11 protein-coding genes are annotated in these 17,698 nt (G+C 43.9%); 4 read left to right on the top strand and 7 right to left on the bottom strand.

Going from position 1 to position 17,698, the window contains the following annotated elements:
• Window positions 1-40 precede the first annotated feature (40 nt).
• The 6 genes from AWM70_RS21260 to AWM70_RS21240 all read right to left on the bottom strand — a co-directional run bounded on the left by AWM70_RS21260 (window position 41) and on the right by AWM70_RS21240 (window position 6,731).
• Window positions 41-1,843: an RNA-directed DNA polymerase gene (locus tag AWM70_RS21260; RefSeq protein WP_068699809.1), complete on the bottom strand. Its 1,803-nt coding sequence runs from the start codon at window positions 1,841-1,843 to the stop codon at window positions 41-43.
• Between the two features lie 515 nt (window positions 1,844-2,358).
• Complete coding sequence (gene comI, locus AWM70_RS23015) at window positions 2,359-2,454, bottom strand: competence inhibitor ComI (protein WP_071784179.1); 96 nt, start codon at window positions 2,452-2,454, stop codon at window positions 2,359-2,361.
• A gap of 332 nt (window positions 2,455-2,786) precedes the next feature.
• Entirely contained in the window at window positions 2,787-3,635 is an 849-nt protein-coding gene (locus AWM70_RS21255) for a DUF5677 domain-containing protein (protein WP_068699807.1), read from the bottom strand.
• A 210-nt stretch (window positions 3,636-3,845) separates the two neighbouring features.
• A complete protein-coding gene (locus AWM70_RS21250; protein ID WP_068699805.1) occupies window positions 3,846-4,475 on the bottom strand; it encodes a hypothetical protein in 630 nt (209 codons plus the stop codon).
• 748 nt (window positions 4,476-5,223) lie between these two features.
• Window positions 5,224-5,616 (bottom strand): HIT family protein, encoded by a 393-nt coding sequence (locus AWM70_RS21245; RefSeq protein WP_068699803.1) that lies wholly within the window; start codon window positions 5,614-5,616, stop codon window positions 5,224-5,226.
• A gap of 224 nt (window positions 5,617-5,840) precedes the next feature.
• Window positions 5,841-6,731 (bottom strand): phosphotransferase, encoded by an 891-nt coding sequence (locus AWM70_RS21240; protein ID WP_068699801.1) that lies wholly within the window; start codon window positions 6,729-6,731, stop codon window positions 5,841-5,843.
• A gap of 965 nt (window positions 6,732-7,696) precedes the next feature.
• On the opposite strand from AWM70_RS21240, the gene AWM70_RS21235 reads away from it, so the two are divergent.
• The 4 genes from AWM70_RS21235 to AWM70_RS21220 all read left to right on the top strand — a co-directional run bounded on the left by AWM70_RS21235 (window position 7,697) and on the right by AWM70_RS21220 (window position 13,860).
• Entirely contained in the window at window positions 7,697-8,491 is a 795-nt protein-coding gene (locus AWM70_RS21235; protein ID WP_068699799.1) for a class I SAM-dependent methyltransferase, read from the top strand.
• Window positions 8,492-8,618: 127 nt separating this feature from the next.
• Complete coding sequence (locus tag AWM70_RS21230; RefSeq protein ID WP_068699797.1) at window positions 8,619-11,777, top strand: hybrid sensor histidine kinase/response regulator; 3,159 nt, start codon at window positions 8,619-8,621, stop codon at window positions 11,775-11,777.
• Between the two features lie 87 nt (window positions 11,778-11,864).
• A complete protein-coding gene (locus AWM70_RS21225) occupies window positions 11,865-13,043 on the top strand; it encodes a response regulator (RefSeq protein WP_083180477.1) in 1,179 nt (392 codons plus the stop codon).
• A 109-nt stretch (window positions 13,044-13,152) separates the two neighbouring features.
• Window positions 13,153-13,860, top strand: a complete 708-nt coding sequence (locus AWM70_RS21220; RefSeq protein ID WP_068699796.1) for a class D sortase — start codon at window positions 13,153-13,155, stop codon at window positions 13,858-13,860.
• A 75-nt stretch (window positions 13,861-13,935) separates the two neighbouring features.
• Here AWM70_RS21220 and AWM70_RS21215 read toward each other — a convergent pair whose 3' ends face one another.
• Complete coding sequence (locus tag AWM70_RS21215; RefSeq protein ID WP_068699794.1) at window positions 13,936-17,484, bottom strand: collagen binding domain-containing protein; 3,549 nt, start codon at window positions 17,482-17,484, stop codon at window positions 13,936-13,938.
• Between the last annotated feature and the right edge of the window lie 214 nt (window positions 17,485-17,698).

Below are 17,698 nucleotides of genomic sequence, written 5' to 3'. Positions count from 1 at the left end.
GTCCCTTTTTTATGTCCGAAAATCCTTACGGCTCAAGGCCTCAGATTACTGCAAAACGCTCAAGATAATATGGATCCTTTATATGAGCTTTTATTTTTTCTTTAACCACTTTATCATTTCGAATTTTTTCCGAATTTAATACCGAACACAACACAAGAAACTTACTGAGGGGATATGGCCTTTGTGTTGATTTTGGAAATAAATAAAATATGAGTTTGTTGTCTAACTTTTCTAAATCATTAAACATCATTATCTGACTCGCTAATGTTACTGTATTGGGAACACCCGATGAAATCTGACTTGATAAAAGTTCTTCAGAAATTTTGCTATTGGTTATTAGTAACCTAGATATGGTTGCAGTTACTTGCCTACGTAAGAAGGTATCCGTTTGCCATAGATTCTTATACTTAACAACAAATTTTAACAATTCTTCTGGGTGATTGTATTTTGTTTTAAACCATAACAAACAATAAAAATCCGAAGGAATTTTTCTTTCAAAAGAAAACTTAGTAATATGCTCTTCAAATCCTCTTAAAAATTTCCGAGCCTCATCATTAGTTGGTATTTCCCATTGGGTTAGCAAATAACATAATTGATACAAAGATATATCATCGAAAATATCAATTAATTCCACTATCTCTAAAACCTTCGAAGAAGTAACTTTGTTATATCCTAAATTTTGCAAGTATATTAGAAGATTCTCTCTTAAATTCGGATATTCAACATATAGCTTGGTTAACTCTGTTAGTAATTTTGGGGATCCTAGCCGCCCGTATGCAGTTATATATCGTTTAGTGACTTTATCCCAGTATTTTGCTCCTTGGTCTTTAAAATGAGCTTTAAATTTTTTATGAAGCTCTTTGCATATTTCTTTATAGTTGGAGTCGGTTTTTTTAACCTTTTCAATACTATCAAGATACCTATTTTCCTCAATTTGAAAATGATAATACCCTTCTTTTTCATTATAAATATTTGTCTTGGAAAGGTTTAATGCTAGCCCTCTACTTTTTAGCATGTCAGATACTGCGCTGATTATTTCTATAGCCTGTTTACGTGAATCGACACCAATTGTAATATCATCCATCCAACGTGCAAAGCTATTGTTTGTTTTCTGTTTGATAACTTCATCAATTTCAAATAAAAAAGAGTGAGCAAGCAACCTAACACCTTCAATATTGGTGGTAGGTAATCCTCTTGAGGAATAAGGGAGATAATCTGGCTTCCAAGAGATATCTTCAATTATTCGAAAAACAAGGTCGATTACTACTTCATTTATCTTAGAGTAACTGGAAAATACTTTTCTTAGTTCCCTTATGTCGATGCTGTCGTAGTAATTTGAGAGATCTGTGACAAGGATGAATTCCTTGTCCTCAGTGAAATTATAAATTTTCTTTTGTAAATTCTTCCACTGCTGCCGCCAGTTAAATTTATACTCATCAGTAGTATGTGGTTTTGAGATACTATGTCTGTCTCTTGAATAAAAGGCATTCTCGGAGGGTTGATTAATTAATATTTCTTTTGATAGTTTTTCAACTAACACTTGAAAAACTAATGCATCAGAAGGTTGCGGAGTAACTAGATGTCTGCAAACACCAAACTTCTTTTCAATTCTATAGGTAAGTGCTTGAGATACTTTATAGTTTCCACTTAAGATATCATTGCGTATAGATGTAGCTCTTTCATCAATATTGTAATTGAAATCATAATGATCAAAAAGATCTTTAAGATCAATACTTCGAAGTTGATTTTTTACAATTTTCCTCCAAATCTCTACTATATCTTTTTTTTCAAATATTTTTGCGAGTTCTGATTTTCTTAATTTACTAAAACGTTCTGTCTGCATTCCGACGAACCTTCTCTCTTCTTGATGAAGTATTTCATAATATGTTTTATTCTACAAAGCAATTCATCAACCTCCATAAATTGCTATGTTTTGTTGAAAAATCGAATTTCCGATAACGTTCTTGTATTCACGAACCCTCGCTGGCTTAAGGCAGCGAAAGCTGCCGGGTCCGACGGACTTAGCCAGTGCAGGGTTGTCTGCTGATTTAACTTCCTCGAAAATCCTCATGCAGACCAAGGGCCGTATGGCCCGCAGCGTGAATACTGTGTTATAGGATGTTCCGGCCCTCTTCGAAATACTTATAAAATCTCCTTTGAAAGGGTTATAATCTTTAATCAGGTCTTTCATTCAGTTTTTTTATTACGGGTTTTCATCGTCTTGTAGATATGGTATCATTTGTATAAGAAAACCGAGTGCGGCTAACACTCGGCTATACAATTGGCTTGGATGGTTTATTCCCTTCTAAGCTACAGGTAATAAAACCCACCGTCGGCGGTCAACCTATGGGTGGGTTTTTACTTTCTCTTGTTGTTATTCCCGATGTATGTTAAAAGTGCAAGGATAAACATTCCAAACAGGAACATAATCTGAATTGCATCTTTAACTTCCATGGCCTCACCTCCTTTCGAAGGGAAACCATGCCCACCCAAGATTCAATTGTACTCCCTTATTCTACCACACATAGCTAGTTCTCGATAGAATGTTTGTTCGGGTTTTATGGTTTATATCTTGTTTGCCGGAATTTCCTATAACGTTTCCGTGTTCACGACGTCTATTCACCCTAAGCTGCCAGAGTCGTGCGACTAGCACGATCTCAGCCGGCCGCGATGCGGTTGGGTGAATGGATGTGTCCCGGCATATGCTTCTACGACTTATCTTCCGGGAACGAGGCGGCTTGTCCGCCGATGCGTGAACACATTGTTAGGCGAAGTTAATTCCTCCCTCATAACAACCATTCTTTAGCTAACTCTCTTACTTCATTTCTAAGTTCTTTCATTATCTTAGTAACATCCTCTACTCCCAAAAAAATTGATTGCCATATTACTGTATCTAATTCTATGGAGGTCGCCCACCAACAAGTCTCTATCCCTCTACGCGGATTTGGCAACAATACATGTTTTCCATTGTGTTCTACTACTGCATATCCTTCTCGCAATCCATAGAAACTGCGATGCACATATTCCGACCCAGACGAGTATAACCTGCTATGCATTAATTGCCTAAAAGGTTTACCACCTTCTGATTCATCAACTTCTTGAGCTAGCTTTAATATCGTCTTGGTTGTATAGTTCTTTGGGATCTTGCCTTCCCTGCAATTGAATAACAGTCTTGCCTCATCATAACGTTGTTTTAAGGTATTTAACCTCTCGTTACTGTAGTATTCTTCTTTAAGTATAGTATCTTTTATAGATAGAACTTCGTTGGCTACTCCCCATTCATGCATTACCACTAAGGCTACGTATTTTTGAAACTCTTCGTCATCACAATTCCACAAATTCCATAAATGTAAATGTCCTTCGTATAATACTCTTAACAACGTGAATGCATCCGAATAATGTGCATTCGAAATTAATGTTGATATTGAACTGAAAGTAAAAAATTGGGCCATACTTAACTCTGACAATATTATATGTCTTTGATTTGCATAGTCTTTATTGTTTTCAAGAATAGTAGAGTTTTGAAGAAGATTCTCCCTAATCTTGTCAATTAATATTAGCCACTTATCTACCATATCTTTTGTCGATTTTAATTGCTCTTCATTTATTACTTCTGGGGATTTCCAGAACATCATTATCATCATCCTTGCAAGAATTAATTTCGCCTAACGTTCCCGTATTCACGAACCCGAGAGGCTTAAGGCGCGAAAGCGCCGGGTCGAAGACTTAGCCTCGCAGGAGTTGATCGCCTGATCCGCTTCCTTGCTTCTTATCTTCTGGCGATCCAAGGGCCGTCAGGCCCGAAGCGTGAATACTATGTTATAAGATGTTGGCGCCTTCTTCGATCAACCCAAGAGACTATCTATTTTACCTTTGGTAGCTTCCAAGAAATACTCAGTTTTCATATATAGAGGGTGTACAGGATACTCTACATTCAGAATATTTCCTTTGTGATTCAAAGTATTAACAATAATTGCATTTGGAAAGCTATTCAGTAATTCTTGTTGACGATCGATTCCAACATTCAGCTTCCCCCAAGCGAAAAAAACAAAATTGTAGTCATTATTCAATTCTCTTCGTTTAAACATTAGATCGTTTACTTGAACTAAATCTCTTGCAAGCAACTTTGCTTTCTTATTATTCTTTTCTCTAATATTGAAGATATTCTCAACATGAATTGTATATTTATTAGGAAGAGAAATCTTATTATATTCATAGGCTTGTGGGACCATTCTCATGACTTTAGCCATTGTATTGTCTGGTTTTGTTAAGATTGGCTTTGGAATTTCATACTCACTATTCTGCAATTTATTAAATTCTATTTCATCAATTGGTCTTGCATCCCCTGGATTCATCATTACAATCAGACCAATCGCTTTTCCAGGACCGTTAAATGAATGAAATTCAGTATGATGTCTAAAAATTTTAATTCCTTGAGTTGTCTTTTTTGATACGAAATGTGCGTATGTATTCATTTATTGTTCCTCCGATTTGCGCCAATTTCTTATAACGTTCTTGTATTCACGAAATGACCCAGCCTTAGATAGCTCTTATCTTAGGCTGGGTCATTTGTTGTCTGAGCATCTTCCATGATTATACATCTGGACAACCGAGGGGCGATAGCCCCGACGCGTGAATACGGTGTTAGACGATGTACTTGCCCTCCTGAGGAGCTACATTCATCTTCCGTGGTTTACTTTCAATACTATCTTCTTTTATACAGCTTCATTGACTTTGCTTGCATGATACCGCCCTTCATACAGCTTCATCGAATCTGCCTGCATTATACGGCTCCTTATACAACTTCATTGAATCTGCTTGCTTAATACAACTTAATACAACTTCATCGAACTCGCTTGTATGTTACGGCTCTTTATACAGCTTCTTCGAACTCACATGTATAATACAGCCTTTATACAACCTCATCGAAATTGCCTTCACAATATGCCCTTTATCCTTACTCCATCGACCCCGCTTTCAATTACGGAGCCTTTATTTCAATCAGATTAACAAACTGATTATGGTTTTAAACAGCAAGTATTTCGTCTAACGTTCTTGTGTTCTCGACGTCCATTCCCCTTAGATAGCTCTTATCTTAGGGGAATGGATGTGTCTGCAGCATCTACTTCTTCGGATCCACTTCTGCAGATCGAGGGCGGACGCCCGATGCGTGAACACATTGTTATAAGATGTATCCGCCTTCTTGAATTGCCCACAAAGTGTCTAACTGTTTCCATTCCTTTTATTTATTTCACTCTTAAATAGATATCGGATTCCTTTGCCTGCATAAGGTTCATCCGAATATCTTGGTATGACGTGTAAATGAGAATGAAATATATGTTGTCCTCCTACTGACCCACAGTTCCAACCCACATTATATCCATCTGGTTTATATTTATTGTCTATATAGAATTTGACCTCATGAAGTAACAGATAAGTCGCATTCCACTCTTCCTGGCTCAAATCAAATACTGTTTCCTTGTGGCTTCGAGGCACAATTATCCCAGCCCCTTGTATTTCCTGATCTTTCATTAATGAGTAAATACACAAATCATTTTCTAATAGAATTTCATGATTACTTTCTTGAGTAATATTGCAGTAGATACAATCTTCCATGCTTCACCCCAGGATGGTTTTATTGTGTTTGCGGATATTTCCTATAACGTTCTTGTGTTCACGACGTCCTTCCACCTTAAGCCCCGGAGGGGCGGCCGCGATGCGGTTAGGTAGAAGGATGTGTCCGGCTGAATTCGCTTCCCTGCTACTGAAATTGCCTCTCCGATTCCGCTTCTAACTCCGGCCGGACCGAGGGGCGCATGCCCCGATGCGTGAACATGGTGTTAGATGATGCCAATGCCCTCTTCGATTTGCTTACATAATTGTTTCCAATATCCCCAGGCTTGTAAATAATCGGTCAAATCATTCGGATGATGACGTACACTGAGCCCTATTCGACAATATAGATGGATCAGAGTTTCTTCAATCAATCTAGTTCTTTCCTTATTGCCATGTTCAAGTAAATCCGATGCTGCAAACAATGTTTCAGAATTAATATCATCAGGAGAAGAACAAAACGCATATAGAAAATCGTAAGTAATTGGTCCCACCATTGGTGATGGATCAATTACTCCAATTAATGTTTCATCATTATAGACAAAGTTATGAACACCTGTATCCCCGTGTAGCAAATATTTATTTCCTTGCTTTGAATCATCATAAAATAGTTTTCTTGCTTTTAATTTAACGTAATTATAGTCTTCAATTGATAATACATTCCCTAGATTCATCCTTGTTTCTTCAATACTTATTTCATTAAATTCTTTCCATGTCTCTCGTGGGTATTCTATTCTTCCCCATGTATTTATTTCATTATGTTCTACGTATTTGTTGAGTAAATCCACAACTAAGATTTTCATCCAATTACTCTTGGGACCACGATTAAAATGAGTTGTTCCATCGAGGAATGTATAAACAAAATATGAACTGTCTTTGGCTGATAAAAGGACTTTCGGTAATAATACTGAGTTCTTATAGGTATCAATCAGTTGCTTAACTAATTCAATTTGATTTGGATTATCAAATTTCAGGATGTATTTACTTCCGTGCTTTGATTCCAATCTTAAAACTAATCCAGAAGTTGTTCCTGATAGTCTTTGAAAACTTACAATTTCATCATTCATTTGATGTTCCTGAAATAGAACATTTACTGATTCGATAGTTGGTTCAATCATTGTAGGCTCTGCTCCTTAATTATGATCTTGCATTGGTTTCACCTAACACCATTTATCCGAACTTCGCATAAATGGCTCTTAATGCCTTATCCCCGAACTTCATAATTGTCACCGTATCCCGCATATTCACGAACCCTTGTGCATCTTAATATTTCTTCGCCCCACACCTGCAGTCCTTTATTTCCGTGATCAACTTTCCCCTTCCATTCGTTTGATCTTCTGCTTTCCCGCAAACGTACCTGGCGAGGCTCACAGCCGATCACATTTATCCGGCTTATCCCAGTTTCTCTCCTCCCCGTCCGAAAATCGACCAAATAAAAAGGCCGCCGCTCTCCTCAGAGAACAACAGCCTTCCGATGCTATAAGGTTCGATCTGACTTACCCATTAGCGCGCCCCGCGTTCTTCACGGCCCAGCATCACCATAAACCAGCCTACACCTACAATGCCGATCACACCAACCAGGCCCAGAATTACAATGTACCAAAAATGTTCATTCATATCCGCTCGCCTCCTTGTTCATCAGACCCTAATTTCGATTTACTCCTATTATTACCATTAACCGGTTTGGCCTATGCAGTAAACATTTTTTACACACATATAACTCTTGACTTATTTCATCCCAGAATGTATAATTTATATTTAGTATGTTAACGTTAGTTTGAATTCCTCATTTGGCTTCAACCCTCCTTGAATACCGTTTCCGGTATATAAATTCCTATTTGATGAACCCTAAGAGTATGAATTTAAGCAGTTTCTGATTCACACTGGCGCGGTCATCGGAGCCGCAAGGACAGAAGAGAGGTAGGGCTTTTGTTGTTTTAGAAGTTTGAGATTGAAGGTTTTAGCCTTGGAAGGAACCAGGTGCCTTTTTACGTGTACAGAAGGTACGGTTAACCATACAAACAGTAAGCGTCAGCCAAGCAGTTATTGGTTGGCGCTTACGTCCATTTTAAGGAGGATTTACGTGGAGGAGCAGCAATATCAGCAGAATCATAAAGCCTGGAACACCGGTACTTACGCCGCCTGGTCACAGCGTTTCGGCACTCCGGAGGAGGCCGCAGCCAAGCTGCGCAGCGCGCCGGAGAAACGGCTGGGCAAGGTGCTGGATTACATGGGCGAGGTCTCCGGCAAAAAAATCATCAACCTGATGGGTTCAGGCGGCAATAAAGCCGTAGCCCTTGCCCTGCTCGGCGCAGACGTTACCGTCGCCGATTTCTCGGAGGAGAACAAACACTACGCTTTAGAGCTCGCTGCAGCTGCAGGCGTTCCCCTGCAATACGTTGTCTCTGATGTGCTTGACCTTCCGGAAGAAACGCTCACCGGCGACTATGACATCGTTTTTATGGAGTTTGGCATCCTGCATTATTTCACCGATCTGGTTCCGTTGTTTGAAGTCGTACGCGTTCTGCTGGGCGAAGGTGGCAAGCTGGTGCTACAGGACTTCCATCCCGTATCGACCAAACTGATCTCCTCCCGAGGGACAACAGCCAACATCCGCAAACATAAGGTGGACGGCGATTATTTTGATTCCTCTTTAAAGGAAACTGAAATTTCCTTCTTTAAATTCCTGCCGGACGACAGCAAACAGCCGGAGGTGCAAAAAGTGATGCTCCGCCACTGGAATCTCGGCGAAATCGTGACCGCTGTGGCTTCAGCCGGCCTGTATCTCCGCCTCCTGGAAGAACTTCCGAACCTGTCGTCCGACGTCTTCGACAAAGGCATTCCCAAGACATTTACACTGGTAGCGGTAAAAGCGTGAAAGCGGTGTTAGGCCTTTCATCTAGACAGTTCCTGCGGATCAACGTGGAATTGTCTTTTTATTTTGTCTAGGACGATTTCTATCCTATGCAGGAATTACACTCTTATTGTCGAAATAATTGGCTGTTATGATGTCAATAAAAAAAACTTGTCTGATTCTTGTCACTTTTCTTCTTGTTCTTACCGGATTTCATTTGTTATGGAACGCCGCCCACAATCCGGGCGACCAGCCGCATGTCACAAATGGCGTCCTGGATCTTCGAAATTGGCCGCTTAAGGACCGGCCAACCATCACTCTTGACGGGGAGTGGGACTTCTTCCCCAATCAGCTTCTGCGGCCGCAGAATGGCCAAATTCAAATTCCGGATAACCCGGAACTCATTGAAGTTCCCGGCAATTGGGCTTCTTCCTTTGATGGAGATTCGGCTTACGGTTACGGAACCTATCATCTAAAAATTTTGACATCGGAGGAACTTAAAGAGCCTTACGAAATTTTGATTAACAGCATTAAGGCTTCCTCGGAGGTCTATGCCAACGGGGAGCAGATCGCTAAATTTGGACACCCGGCCGAAACGCCTGAACAGTATACACCCAAAGACATTACTTATTCTGCAGTGCTCGAACCACTCGATCATCAGATCGATCTGCTGATTCTCGCCAGCAATTTCGACTCGCCGGCAGAAGGAGGAATTATTCATTCCATCAAGCTTGGAACCCAGTCCAAGGCGGATTCCGAACGTTTGTATTCTGTAGGTTTCGAGCTTGTCATCCTTGTGGTCATGATTCTGCATACCTTATATATGGCTATTATTTATATATTTAACCGGAAGCAGACTCTGCTGCTGTTTTTTATCCTTTTGATGCTTTTTTCAACCCTAGGCATTTCTCTTGATGATGATAAACTGCTCTTAATATGGCTGCCTATTAATTATTTTTGGTTTCAGAAGCTCAGGATCATCTCTTATACGGGCACTTCTTTAATGCTGGTCTTCATTACTGCGTTCTGGTTTGTTGAACTCAAGTGGAGGAAGTTTTTTCTCCTATATATTATTCCTGCTGGAATATTTATGCTGTTTACGCTGCTATCGCCCTTTAATCCTACTAACCTGGACAGACTGTTATTTACTATTTTCATCTCCGGCACCATTTTGGGACTTCCTGTTCCTTTGTTCCGTTACGTCATTCGAACGGACAGCAGCGCTATTTTTCTGCTGCTCGCGGCATGCAGCCTGACCTCAAGTTCGATATGGGGAGTACTTAAAGGTCATAATATGGCACCCCTGGCTTTTTACCCGTTTGACATCCTGTTCGCCTTTCTTGGACTGGGTACTTACTGGTTTGTGAGATATTTCAAGTCTGTTAGGAAAACGGAGGAGCTTGCACATCAGCTTCAGGAGGCCGATAAAACCAAAGACCAATTCCTTGCCAACACCTCTCATGAGCTGCGCACCCCGCTGCACGGAATGATCAATATCGCGGAATCCGTGTTAAACAGCAAGCAAAGCATGCTGACCGGCGAGGACAGGAAAGAGTTGACGCTGCTTACCCAGGTAGGACGGCGAATGGCGCTGCTCGTTAACGATCTGCTCGACCTGGTCCAGCTCCGCGAGCAGCGGATCAAGCTGCATCCAGCCGCAGTCAGTATGCAATCTCTGGCTTCCGGCGTTATGGATATGCTGCACTATTTAACTGCCGGAAAATCCGTCGAACTACGGATGGAGATCAGCGATGATTTCCCCAAAGTGTTCGGGGATGAAAAAAGGCTGACCCAGGTTCTTTTTAACTTGGTCCATAATGCCATTAAATTCACTCAAGAAGGGATTATTCGCATATACGCTACTCAAGATGAAGAAGGGACAACAGCCTTCATTCACGTAGCCGATACCGGCCCCGGAATCGGGGAATCTGAACAGTTCCGGATTTTTGATGCCTATGCTCAAGGAGAGCAGGAGCTTTCTGAAATACATGGCGGAATTGGTCTTGGCCTGAGCATCAGCCAAATGCTGGTCAAGCTGCACGGAGGGGCTTTACGCCTTCAATCCTCCCCCGGAATAGGCTCCACCTTCAGCTTCTCCCTGCCTATTTCAGTGGAGCGAGACACTTCCTCCAACGCTAGAGATTACGAAATGGCCGGAGAACAGACAAGGCCGTTTCAGTCCTCTTTGTTCCTGTTGCCCGGAACACCCAAACAGGAAGCAACGCTTGGGACAAGCGAGGAAACCGCGGCGGCGTCTGAATTTTATCAAAACGGGAACTCCGCTGAGACTTTCTCGGCCAAATACCGAATTCTTGCTGTAGACGACGATCCTGTTAATTTAAGAATTCTGGAGAAAATTCTTTCGCCGGACCATTATCATATAACCTCCGTCTTAAGCGGAAGCGAAGCGCTAACCAAGCTGAATGAAACCAAGTGGGATCTCGTGATCGCCGATGTCATGATGCCCCACATGTCGGGCTATGAGCTGGTGAGGATCATACGTCAACGATTTTCCTTATCCGAGCTGCCCGTTCTCTTGCTGACTGCCCGGAATCGTCCGGAAGATATTTATTCCGGCTTTACCGCTGGCGCAAACGACTATGTGTCCAAGCCGGTGGATGCGCTGGAACTGAAATACCGGGTCAAAGCCTTAAGCGATTTGAAGAGAAGCATTGAAGAGCATCTACACATGGAAGCTGCCTATCTGCAGGCGCAGATCGAACCGCATTTCCTGTTTAATACGCTAAATTCAATTACGGCATTAAGCAGCATTGATACGGATAGAATGAACAGGCTGATTGATGCTTTCAGCTCTTATTTGAGAATCAGCTTTGATTTCTGGAATGTAGAAGAACTTGTTCCGCTGGAGTATGAATTGGAACTGGTCCGCTCATATGCCTATATTCAGAGCGAACGTTTTGAGGGCCGGCTCAACGTCTCCTTTTCCATAGACCCGGCAGTCGATCCACTTCTGAAGCTGCCGCCGCTCTCACTTCAGCCTTTGGTTGAGAATGCCCTGAGGCACGGCGTTTTGGCCCGCTCCAGCGGAGGCAGTGTGGACATCGTAATTACTGAACATGCAGAATATACCCTTTTTGTCGTCTCGGATGATGGGGTCGGCATGGAGGAATTCGAGGTGAAAGAGCTGCTTGCCTCATCGCCTAACAGTCCTGGAAGGGGAATTGGGCTTCGTAATACAAACCGGAGACTCCAAAAGCTGTTTGGACATGGCCTGTCCATCTCCAGCGCGAAGGGGCAGGGCACCCGGGTTTCCTTCTCAGTTCCAAAACGAAAGGAAAAAGATGATTAAATTTTTAAACATGTTATACTATTAAACTATTGGAGCAATTATCCTGTTGATTGTCTACTGTTATAAGTCACGGAGAGTGATACTCGCATGATTCGCGCGCTACTGATTGATGACGAGAACCTGGCGCTTAGGCACCTGGAGAATCTGTTATGGCAGCTTCCGGATATAGAATCCATTGAAAGTTATACAGATCCTGTTCAAGCCATTACAATCGCATCCGAATATAATCCAAACGTCATTTTCCTGGATATTGCCATGCCCGGGCTAAATGGTATGCAGGCCGCGGAAATGCTGCAGCAAGCTTGCCCTGAAGCGAATGTTGTTTTTGTCACGGCCTACGATGCCTATGCGATTGAAGCCTTTGAACTGAACGCGCTGGACTATGTATTGAAGCCGGTCCAGAAATCCCGTTTGGAGAAAACGATCCAAAGACTAGCTGATAGACTGTCCCTTCATTCGCAACAGGAGCAGCAGGAAGCCGGGGCTGAAGAACGGATATTTTGCTGCTTCCACAGCCTGCGCCTAATTTCGGCTGCTCAAGATCCCTCGGCCCGCTCCGAAATTCCTCTCCGGTGGCGGACGAGTAAAGCGCAGGAGTTATTCGCTTATCTGCTGCATAACCGCAACCGGTTCGTCAGTAAGGATGCTCTGCTCCAGCAGTTTTGGCCGGAATATGATTTCAAAAAGGCTTCGACTCATTTATACACCACTATTTATCATGTACGCCAATGTTTGAAGCAAGCCCGCATTCAAGCGGAAATCATCAATAAACCCGGCAATGAAGGTTATGTCCTTCAATTGGGGAATATCGCGGTAGATGTGGATGTACTAGAGAACGGAATTCTTAGTGCTCCTGAAATTAAGGATCAAAATGCTGCGGACCATCAAGGCTGGTCCGATTGGTATACAGGCGACTATTTTGGCGAATACGATTATCCTTGGGCAGCGGGCGAGCAACAGAGGCTTCGCGCTTTATGGATGAATCACGCTATAGAGCTGGCCGACTTCTACGCCGCACGAAGGAAATATGCGGAGGCTTTGAAGCTGTTCCAAAAAATTGTTATTATCAACCCCTATTCCGAGGAGGGGCATCTTGGACTGATGAAGATCTTCAGCCGCTTGGGGGAACTTCAGGCGGTGGAAGATCAGTACAATAAATTGTCCCTGCTATTTGAGCAGGATCTGGGAATTAACGTTCCTGCCAAAGCAGCCTCCTGGTTCAAAGAATGGCGTCTTCAGAATCCGGGATGGACCAGTTCCATTTAACCTCTACTGTTTGTTGCCGGCTGGAGGCTGGCTCTTGTTTATTTTTTGTCTATACGTTCCGGCTATACTCTTCGCATTCAATACTAGGCGGGGGGCCTGTCAAAAAGCGATGAAAAAGCTATCTTATTTGCTGATTCTTGTAGGCGTTCTGCTAATCCTCTTTCCTATGGGACGGGAATCCTATTACGATTGGAAACAGGATCAGCTTCTCAGGCAGATGGAGGGGCCGGCGGATCTATCCGCACAGAGCAGCAATGCCGAACATGAGAAGTTACTGCTTAACAGCTTTAACCGTTTGAACCGTCTTCTGGATGAAGGAGAGGACGAGTCGGACGTCAGTCCTGCCGGGAACGTAGATGCCAAGCTGCTCGAGGACCAAAATGCTCTCGGTATTATTACGATTGATAAAATAGATGTAAAGCTGCCTATCCTTGAAGGGGCAACCAAAAAAAACATGAAATACGCCGCAGCCCATCTGACGGAAACGGCGCCGCTGGGACAAAACGGAAATGCAGCGATTGCGGCACACCGGGCTCACACGAAAGGACGGTTGTTCAACCGCCTAAATGAAATAACCGCAGGAGATAAGATTGAAATAAAACTCCGAAACGGACAAACCGAAACCTATACGGTTTATGACATTTCCATCGTTGAACCAACCGAGGTTTCGGTACTTGAGGGCAGCGATCAGGAACGGACGCTGACGCTGATTACTTGTGATCCCCTTGTCAATCCGACGCACCGCCTTATCGTAAAGGCGCGGCTCGATGACGGCAACACCAGCGGCGGCCTATCCGCTTTGGTCCCGAAATCGTGAGCTGCCGGAGGTCGCTTCCGATACAATCCAAAGAGCCTGCCTATATCCGGGCAGGCTCTTTGTTATTTTTATTCGCTAATTCGTTGCCTTGTTTACTTTCATTCTTTTTCTTCGAATAACCCAAATGCCTGTCACACCCAGCAGGACGAAGAACAAACCAGCCAGTTGAATCCCCAAATGGCTCCCTTCCCCCGTTTGCGGCAGCAGAGGTTGAGTCCCTGTGCCTCCTCCGCCTCCAGCGGAAAGGGTAACCCCGCCTTTCGGCACTACGTCCACCGCAATTGTAATCTCTTCTTCTCCGTTCGGCAGCTGAATAACAACAGAGAACTTATCTTTGCCGGTAAATTCTCCATCTGGCGTATAAGTCCAGCGACCGTCAGGCTTAACAGCTGCCTGCCCATGCTTCGGCTGCATGCCGATTCTTGGCGCAGCTCCGTCGGGCACTGGGATAACCCCGCTGATTGGCGTACCTTTAATGGTGACGACTGTGTCATTAGACGGTGCCGGGCCTTCGCTCGGCACTGGCGTTGGCACCGGTGTCGGGCTTGCTTCCCCAGGAGCCTGAGACGGATCTCCGCTTGGTGCCGGTGTCGGCGTAGGTGTCGGTTCAGGCGTGGAACCGCCCCCGCCGGTTGATGGCGCTGGTGTCGGTGTTGGTGTTGGTGTTGGATCCGGAATCTTTGTATCGCTTACTTGCTGAACTGGATTAAGATTTGAAGAACTGATCGTCAGGTCGTAATCAGGTGTATCAATGGTGTAACCCGAAGGTGCCGTCAGTTCCGTCAGCACATAATCTCCCGCAAGGAGCTTAGTGAAAGTTACCTTGCCCTCTTCGTCGGTAGTTTGGGTGCCGATAAGGATCCGTTTGCCGTTCAGCTTCCGCTCCAGCTTGAATTCAGCACCCGGCAATACAAGATTGGCATCCTCCTTGTCCACTTTAATGACTGTAAGCGATCCCCGAACTCCGCTTCCGCTGCCGGAACCTGAGGAGACACCTACGATGATGGACTGATTGCTTTCCTTATCAATCGTCTCCGTATTGTTGCCTTTGAATTTAACGCTGTTGGTCAGACTCTCCCCATCATTGGCGTTAATCAGGGACTGATACTCCAATATATAGGGTTCTGAAATTTCTTTCATAAAGCTCAAGGTAAAAGAAGGGACCCCTTGTTCATTATTCTCAAACGTCAGGGCGTAATCGGTACCCTTGGCCATTTCCTCATCCTTACCGATCTCGCCATTTTCATCAACCGAGGCGGAATACAAATGGAATGAGTCTTGAAGCAGAATCTGGTTAGTGCTAGGCGTGTCAATTAATTGAGCATCGCTGACAGTCGACTGGTTGCGGTTGATATCCACCTGCCAATCGACCACTTCTCCGTTTTGTTTGCCCGTTTTGCTTACATATTCCCCGCCGTGAGGGATATTGACCGAACTATCCAATCCTTTGGACTCCTGAACATTGCCATTCATGAGAATGGCTGTATTGTCCACTTTAGTGTTAATCAGGTTCCCTGCGAGGCTTGTCTTAAATACCAGGATATATGCGCTGTTGATTGTAGAATTAAAACCGACGGTCAGCTTGTTGGAAGAGGGATTATAATTCACAGTATAACTGCCGTCTTCAACAGGGCTTCCCTGAGTAACCTTACCGTCTTCAGCAATATTCATCTCGTATACAGCGATTGAACCGGGAATATATTTCTGATTAGCTTCCAGCTCGTCTACTACTGACGCTTCCGAAAGCTGCTTCCGGTTATAATTCACGCCAATTGTCCAGGTAATTTCTTTGGTTAGCGGATTATAAGCGCCGCTCTTGTAACCATTGCTTTTCGTATAAGGGTTGGGATTAAAACCAGCTGTTGTGGTCAAGCTCTGTTCACCTTTGGCGTCCGTCCAGGTCAGGACTGCCTTATTAGGGAAGGTATCCCCGGAAGTAAGATTCGCGAACGTATACTTGGTTGTATAGCTGATCGAATATTTTTCGTTAATAGCGTTTGCGAAGCTCAGCTCAAACCCTTGCGTATAATCGGCAGGATCTCCTGTATAGGTTACGGTATAGGCACTAGGATCTACCAAATCGCCGGAAGCATTTCTGACTTCCAGTGTTGTCGGATCCAGCTCCAGCCCGCCCCCTGTGAACTCATCTTTGATTGTGGCATTGTTCATTAAGACGTTGTTCCCGTTAATGTCTATATGCCAGTCAGCCGTTTGAGCCGCATAATTGGCTTTATCAAAATATTTGATGCCAAATACCTGCTCCAGCCCTTTACTGGCTGAAGCTTCATAAGTTCCCCAAGTCACGGTATTATTTACGTTCGTGTTTTGAAAGACGGGCTCCTTTGCTTTCGTTTGGTATTCAATTATAAAAGCCGAATGAATATCGGAGTTAAACTGCAGGGAGAACCCTTCTTTCCCCTCCTCAGGGGCAGGATCCTCAACCACGAAACCCGAATATTCGCTGCCCTTAACCGGATCGCCTCCGCTTCCAAAAGTCACGTTATAAACCTTTAATGATCCCGGCACAAGCTGCTGAGTATCATTAAAATAATCGGTCAGCCGCGCATCCTCCTTGGCAACATTCTCCTCGCCGTAGTTAAACTGGATCTGCCAGTTTACCGTTTGGGTAACTTTGTCATAGTTGCCTGCCGTCTTGGCAAGCTCAGCCCCCCGGCTTACGTTAACCGTTGCGCTCGCCGATTCAGGCGTATATCCATCTCCGCTTAATACGGCCGTGTTGGTAAAGCTTGCCCCCCCGTCAATATGGGTGGAGTACTGAATCTGATAGGCCGTACTGATGTTTTCATCCGTAAATAGGATTTGAAAATCATTGCCGTCCTCCGTTTTCCCCACTTGGAAACGACCGCTATCGACGGCATCTGTAACGCTTACGGAGCCATCGAGGTTGACGGCCAGGTTATAAACCTTCACTGAGTCGGTATCCAGCGTTAAACCGTAGGGGATCGGATCGGTGACCACGGCATGCTGTACCGTTTCAAGCTTTTTATTAACGTTCACGGTCCAATTGATATTTTGCGCATTAAGCGCTTTGTCCGGCGTTCCCGACTTATCGATTGTCGAACTGACATCCGGTTTAAAATCAAGTTCAACCGTTTGTTCCCCGCTTTGAACCGGGAAATTAATTACCTGATGAGTGCTTCCAGCCATTTTGTCTTTATCGAACTTGGTTTTAATCGTAATTTTCCCGTGGACGTCGTCATAAAGCGAAATGAAGTCGTTAAATGTCATGGTTATCTTGTTGGTATCCCAGTCCACTTTAAAGGTGCCCACGCTTTCGCCGTCCTCCAGCGGCAGCTCGCCTTCAATATCGTTAAGGATGGCAAAAACATTCTCCGGGAGCAGGTCAAATGTAAACGTAGCCCCGTCCCCATATCCGCTGGCATTCGGCAGCTCCCAATCAAAATCAAGCTGCACGGGGGCCCCTTGCTCATAAACGGTGCCAGTCACCGTTTGGCCCGATTCGTCCAGCACCGTCAGAGCTACGTTTGTGATAAGGTTCTGCTGAATGTCCTCAGCCTGCACACGGCTTATAATTCCCAGCATCTGAGAAATTTGCGCCAGCAGCAGCACTGCACTCAGCAGCAGCACGACTTTTTTCTTCATTTTAAGCGCTTTACCCCTCTCTCCATAAAATTGGTCACTTCAAGTAACCATATTAGCGGAGAGATCTAAACAAATTCTGAACTTTCCAGAAATAGCTGAAAGACGCCGGACCCCATACTCCATCCCGCGTCTTCCAGCTACTTCGGCGTGCTTTATCAATAAAAATTTGCCGTTTATCTTTTTTTCAAAATCCTTATCGGATGGAGCCAACTGT

The sequence above is a fragment of the Paenibacillus yonginensis genome (genome assembly GCF_001685395.1).
Lineage (GTDB): Bacteria > Bacillota > Bacilli > Paenibacillales > Paenibacillaceae > Fontibacillus > Fontibacillus yonginensis.
This window is presented reverse-complemented; position numbering and strand designations above follow the sequence as displayed.